Here is a 6,382-nt window from a genome sequence, read left to right as displayed (position 1 = left end):
TTAATATTGTCAACATTTTTCACAAAACTTATAATTTTACATTTCAAATATCTTGTAAACTTGAGTTGTTTTTGTTTTTATCTCTTAGCGACGTTTTTTATCTTAACACTTCTAAATTACTTACATTTTAAATTATTTCCTAATTTTATAAGATTATTCATACTTTTCTCTGCTATATGTCATTATTCTAAATTTTATTTATACTGACACACTAGAAATAGTTTACCAATAGACTTACTCTACTTCACTGTATATATTAATATTTCTTAGAAGTTATATCTTAAATATTATTTTAAAACCAAATCACTAAACATTTTCTCATGTCTCCTTTCTTCTATAATATTTGATATAATCTTATATACATTATTGTATACATCATTTAAGTTTCCAAGTAATCTTCCCTGAATATCTAGAAGTAAGCTTATGCTATTTTTCTCAAATTCTAATGAATATTTTATTAAATCCTGAGCATTGTCTATATGAGGAATTCTAATTTGACTCTTAAATTCATATAAAAGCTTTACAACTTTGTCATATAAGTAAAAATCAATAGTATCATTAAGTTCATAGTTAAATTTCTCTTTTAATTGCTCATAATATTTGATATGTTTAATTTCCTCCTTTCTAATCACTCTTGTAATAATCTCAATATTTTTAGAATTCTTTTCTTTTGCATTTTCTTCAATTTTTTTATATACCTCCAATGCATACTTCTCAATATCAATAAGTCGCTCTATCAAATCATAAATAGTATAATTCATAATTAATTTCTCCTATTATATTTGAATTTATTTTAAAATGTATATCGGCTAAAGCAAATTTATAAAATTATTATCATTATACTTTTCAACTGTAATTAAAATACGTTAACTAATATATTTTTATATTTATTATCATCTACACTGAAACATTATCTATTGCATTTAACTTTTGACAATACTGCGCAGCATCTATACAATATTTATTATGGATAAATTATTAGACAATAAAGAAATTAGTGAAATATTTCTGGAAGTAATATGTAGTTTCTTTGAAAAAGATTTGAAAGCTAAAAATTTTGGAACAGATTCAAATCTATATCATTCCGAAATACACATGCTGCAATATATAAAAGAAAATGAGGGTTTACATATTTCAGCTATTGCAAGAAAACTTGATATTACACGAGGTGCCGTTTCACAAACTATAAAGAGATTAGAAAATAAGGGTTATCTATTTAAGGAGGCGAGTTCTGATAGTAATTCAAAACTAATATTAAAGCTTACAGAAAAAGGTGCGGTGGCGTATAAAAATCATAAAAGCTATCACAATCAATACAATCTTATTATAAAAGAGTTATTGAGAAGTGCTAGCAGAGAAAATAAAGAATTTTTGTATAATTTTCTAAACCAATTTAAAGACAAAATATAAGATACCTTTTCAAGGTATTTTATTTTATATTATATGTATAGTATCTATACATAAATCTATACAGTATTATGGAGGATTAAAATGACTCATAAATCAAATTTTAAATTAAACAGATTTATAATATTAATTATGGCTATTACTTGCGGGGCTACAGTTGCAAACCTATATTTTGTTCAGCCATTACTAACACAAATTTCTACAAACTTTAATATTTCCGAATCTCAAGCAGGATTTATTGTAACTCTAACCCAAATAGGTTATGCCATAGGATTATTTCTATTTGTTCCACTTGGAGATATAAAAGAACGTCGTAATCTAATTATAAAAATGCTTATAGTTGTTGGTATTTCTTTGCTATTAGTTGCTATTTCTCCTAATTACCTAATTTTATTAATTGCTTCTCTGTTAGTTGGATTTACAACAATAATTCCTCAACTAATAGTTCCATTTGCTGCGCATTTGGCAGAACCTTCAGAACGTGGAAAAATAATAGGTAATGTTATGAGTGGACTTCTAATAGGAATATTACTATCAAGAACATTTAGTGGGATTGTCGGGGAAGCTTTTGGTTGGAGATCAGTATACTTCTGTGCTGCATTCTTAATGGCACTTTTTGCAATAATAATAAAAAACTTTTTCCCAACAAGCATACCAAACTCCAATATACCATACGCTAAGCTAATACTCTCCATATTTCCTCTAATTAAACAAGAGAAAACTTTAAGAGAAGCATCTATAAATAGAGCATTGATGTTTGGAGCTTTCAGTGCATTTTGGACTTCTGTTATTTTTTTATTAGGTTCTCACGTTTATAATCTTGGAACACGTGAGGCTGGATTGCTCGGTTTAATAGGGGTTGCTGGAGCTGCTGCCGCACCTTTTGTCGGAAGAATTGCTGATAAAAAAACTCCTAAATTTACAGTGGGAATAAGCATTATTTTTTCTACTTTATCCTATATATGTTTTTTCATTTTAGGATATAAACTTTATGGTTTAATCATTGGTGTTATACTATTAGATTTAGGAACCCAAGCTGGTCAAGTTTCCAATCAAGCAAGGATACATGAGCTTGGTGATGAAGTACGTAGCCGAATTAATACTGTATTTATGGTTTCATATTTTCTTGGTGGATCATTAGGATCATTTCTAGCGCCTTTAAGCTGGCAATATTTCGGTTGGATTGGAGTATGCTCAGTAGGATTTATATTCGAGGTTATTGCTCTAGTTTTTCACTACATCATTTATAAGTAAAAAAGTTCAAACTATATTTCATTAAACCAGTAATAAATTTATTCTTCTATGAGGATATTTCTACTAACCTTTAATATATCGTATGTTATAATAAAACTATTATTATAGCCTACGATATAGCGGTATTTTGCTTTATAATAACATTAAAACTTAGCTTCCTAATAAAAATTTATTATTTTAATTAAGAAGTTTTTTGACTAAAATCATATTTTTTGAACTATATGGTGGAAAAAGCATCTTAATATTTATTTTTGCTCCTTTGTTTAAAACACTTTTTCTATGAGAAAATGTTTTAAAGCTCTCTTCTCCATGATAAGCTCCTATGCCTGCATTTCCAACACCTCCAAATGGCAAATTACTATTTGCTAAATGATTTAAAGTATCATTTATACAAACGCCTCCTGAAGGTATTTCTTCAATAACTCTTTCTTGTGTTTTCTTATTATTAGTGAATATATAAAGAGCCAGAGGTTTAGGCATGCTTTTGATTTTCATTACAACATCATCAAAATTAACAAACTCAATAATAGGAAGTACAGGCCCAAATATCTCTTCCTTCATGCTTTCCGATTCAAATTCTGATACATCTATAATTGTTGGCTCTATAAACCTTTCATGTTCATCATAGGTGCCTCCATAAAGGATTCCTTTTTTATCTCTATCAATTAAATTTTTTATTCTGTTAAAATGCTTATCATTTATTATCCTACCATAATATTCACTAGCTTTAACGTTATCTCCAAAGAATTCTTTTATGGCATTTTTCATTTCTTTAATAAGCTCACCTTTAATATTTTTACTAACCATAAGATAATCGGGTGCTACGCATGTCTGCCCTGCATTTAAAGTCTTTCCCCAAATAATCCTTTGAGCAGAAATTTTGATATTAGCAGTTTCATCCACTATTACTGGACTTTTACCTCCTAACTCTAGAGTCACTGAAATCAAATTTTGTGCTGCCGCTTTCATGATTATCTTCCCAACATTAACGCTTCCAGTAAAGAATATATAGTCAAATTGAGAATTTATCAATGAAATATTTGTCTTAACACTTCCTTCTACGCAACTTATATATTTTTTATCAAATGTTTTTGAAATCATTTCAGTTATTATATTCGAAACATTTAACGAAATTTCAGAAGGTTTTATTACGATGCAATTCCCTGCACTAATTGCACCTATCAACGGCTCAATAACGAGTTGAAACGGATAATTGTAAGGACCTATTATTAGCACACTTCCATAAGGTTCACTAACTATATAACTTTTTCCAGGTTTTAAAAATATCGGTGTTTTTGTTTTCTTAGGCTTTGCCCATTTCTTTAAATTATTAATTGTATTCTCTATACTCAAGTATATGAATCCTATTTCTGTTACATATGATTCAAATTCATGTTTCCCTAAATCAAGACTTAAAGCTTCAGTAATTTTGCTTTCATAATCTTTTATACTTTCTTTAAGTTTTTTTAATTGGTTAATCCGAAATTCTATTTTCTTCGTGGCCTGAGTACCAAAAAACTCTTTTTGCTCTTCAAGGATTTCATTAACATCTTTTAATGTTAATTCAGAACTATTCATTTTATTATCTCCTTATTTTATCTTGTATTCTTAGCAAATATTTCATAATTATAATTTTATCCAAATACTTGTAAAAAATAACTTATGAGATAATTTAAAATTCTGGAGTGATCTCATCTATATGTACTTTCTTTTCTCCATTTCCCAATACCATAAACTGAATCTCAATTTTAAAACCATCTAAGAAGCTTACATCTATATATTCATATTCTTCCTTTTTTTTCTTATTACCTTTACTTTCTATTACTCCCATGCTTAAAGCCATTGGATCATTTGTAAAATGTAATTCATATAAACATTGTTCGATTTTTAGTAATTCGTTTCTAGTAAAACTTACCATATTGCCTAAGTTATCAAAGTTAAAAGTAAACTTGTTAAAAAATTGACTCCATTTCTTGAATATTTCATTCTTTTTTTCTTCTTCTTTATTCCTTACATCACTTTTCATTTTATTATAGGCGTCTACCAAGTTATGCGCTTCCTCTTTCAAATGTTGAAATTCCATTCCAATGTTTTTTATACTTTCCTCTTTAATAGATATTACTTTAACATTGTCATCTATCAATTCCTTCTTATATGTAGCCTTTATATTAATATCTGAAACCTTATTATTTATATCAATTTCTTCAAACTTAACTACTTTAAATTCTTCCATCAGTGAGTCCAATTCCTCTAATGGTGCATTTTCCATTTTAAGTTTAATCTCTTTTAATTCATCTTCATATGATTTCTTGACTGATGCTAACTTAATATGTATTTTCCCTAGGTCTATTATATCTTCTTCAGCTTTATCTTTACTTCTAATCGCATTCTTCAATAGACGTTTTTCTTTCTCTAAACTCTTCTCAATAGAATTTATTTTATCCTTGCATAATTCTATTTGTTTTTTCAACTTTAACAATTCTTCCTGTGACTTCTTTAATTCTTCTTCTCTTTTAAATGCCTCAACTTCCTCTTCACTTGTTACAAAACTCGGAAGTTCTTCTTCTTTTACAGTAAATCTACCTCCATAAGCCTTAACGCATAACCATATAAGTCTTATAAAATGTTGCCTATCTAATTTTTTCCACACATTAAGAAATGTCAATTTTGCAACATCTACTGATTGAGTAAATTCTCTTTTTTGTTCTTCATCCATACTACTTATAATTTCTTCTATATCTTTTGTAGTTTCTTGTAAATCTACAAAAGCTTGTCCATTTATATATTCTTTAGCCTTACCACTAAGCTTTTCATTATATTTTGAATAAATAATATCAGCCTTATGGTTTGGCATTAAGTTTTTATGCACTTTATATAGTTTAGCTGCTTCCTCTATTACCTCTATTGATACTTCGTCCTCTGTTGGACTCTCTAAATTATCATTAATTTTTTCAGCAAGAATATTGAACAACCTTTCATTTAACTCATTTCTTGTACACTTTTCCAATTCCTCTTTTTTTTCGTCTACCAAAGCCCATATTTCTTTTACCTCCGGTTCTTCGAGCACACGATTTTTTCCTATTTTACTTCCTATAAAATTAATTATACTTATAGTTCTTTTCTTAGCCTTTTGTATAATTGGCTTTGATATATTTGTCACATTCATTGTTTCAAGTAATGCAATTTGTTCAATGATGTCATTATCTGAAATTTTTCTAAGTCCGTCAAAAATATTAGGCATATCTGTCTCCTTTGTAAATGAATTATTAGTTATTTTTATCATAGTTCATCTTAACAATGCTATATAGCGAGCATAATAAATTTATATTAAACCTACAATAATTCCCACCTAATTACTATATAGATTCTCAAATGAAATTTCAACCACATAAGTTATAAATAATATAATTAATTCTTTATAAGTTTATTGGTTTTGTGTATCTTGATGATTTTAAAATAAACTTTGATTAATTAAATGTTTTAGAAAACATATGATAATGAAATGCAAGTATTCACTAACACAAATTCTAGCATATTCATCTATATTTTAACAGAATAACCATTATTATTCCACATTATTGATGAGATTCCTATTTTTATATACCTATATATTCACCATGCCAAAATTTGATAAAAAAAAAGATAGCCATTATGACTATCTTTAATACTTACCTCGCAACGTCCTACTCTGCCACACAGTCTCCCATGCAGTACCATCGGC

Annotated in this window: 5 protein-coding genes; 2 read left to right on the top strand and 3 right to left on the bottom strand. The window is 27.7% G+C overall.

What is annotated here, in order from left to right; genetic code table 11:
• Positions 1-287: 287 nt before the first annotated feature.
• Positions 288-761 carry a rubrerythrin family protein gene (locus tag ACJDTP_RS27025; RefSeq protein WP_406762964.1) on the bottom strand — a complete coding sequence of 158 codons (474 nt, stop codon included), beginning with the start codon at positions 759-761 and terminating at the stop codon, positions 288-290.
• 205 nt (positions 762-966) lie between these two features.
• Between ACJDTP_RS27025 and ACJDTP_RS27020 the strand changes: the two genes are divergently transcribed.
• Both ACJDTP_RS27020 and ACJDTP_RS27015 read left to right on the top strand, forming a co-directional pair.
• Positions 967-1,410 carry a MarR family winged helix-turn-helix transcriptional regulator gene (locus tag ACJDTP_RS27020; RefSeq protein ID WP_406762963.1) on the top strand — a complete coding sequence of 148 codons (444 nt, stop codon included), beginning with the start codon at positions 967-969 and terminating at the stop codon, positions 1,408-1,410.
• 81 nt (positions 1,411-1,491) lie between these two features.
• Positions 1,492-2,661: an MFS transporter gene (locus tag ACJDTP_RS27015; protein WP_406762962.1), complete on the top strand. Its 1,170-nt coding sequence runs from the start codon at positions 1,492-1,494 to the stop codon at positions 2,659-2,661.
• 177 nt (positions 2,662-2,838) lie between these two features.
• Here ACJDTP_RS27015 and ACJDTP_RS27010 read toward each other — a convergent pair whose 3' ends face one another.
• Complete coding sequence (locus tag ACJDTP_RS27010) at positions 2,839-4,239, bottom strand: aldehyde dehydrogenase (protein WP_406762961.1); 1,401 nt, start codon at positions 4,237-4,239, stop codon at positions 2,839-2,841.
• Positions 4,240-4,333: 94 nt separating this feature from the next.
• Complete coding sequence (locus ACJDTP_RS27005; RefSeq protein ID WP_077842272.1) at positions 4,334-5,902, bottom strand: coiled-coil domain-containing protein; 1,569 nt, start codon at positions 5,900-5,902, stop codon at positions 4,334-4,336.
• Positions 5,903-6,382 lie beyond the last annotated feature (480 nt).

Source organism: Candidatus Clostridium helianthi, from assembly GCF_045310795.1.
GTDB classification, from domain to species: domain Bacteria; phylum Bacillota; class Clostridia; order Clostridiales; family Clostridiaceae; genus Clostridium; species Clostridium helianthi.
The sequence above is the reverse complement of the archived record's forward strand: the minus strand, read 5'-3'. Positions and strand labels throughout refer to the sequence as shown.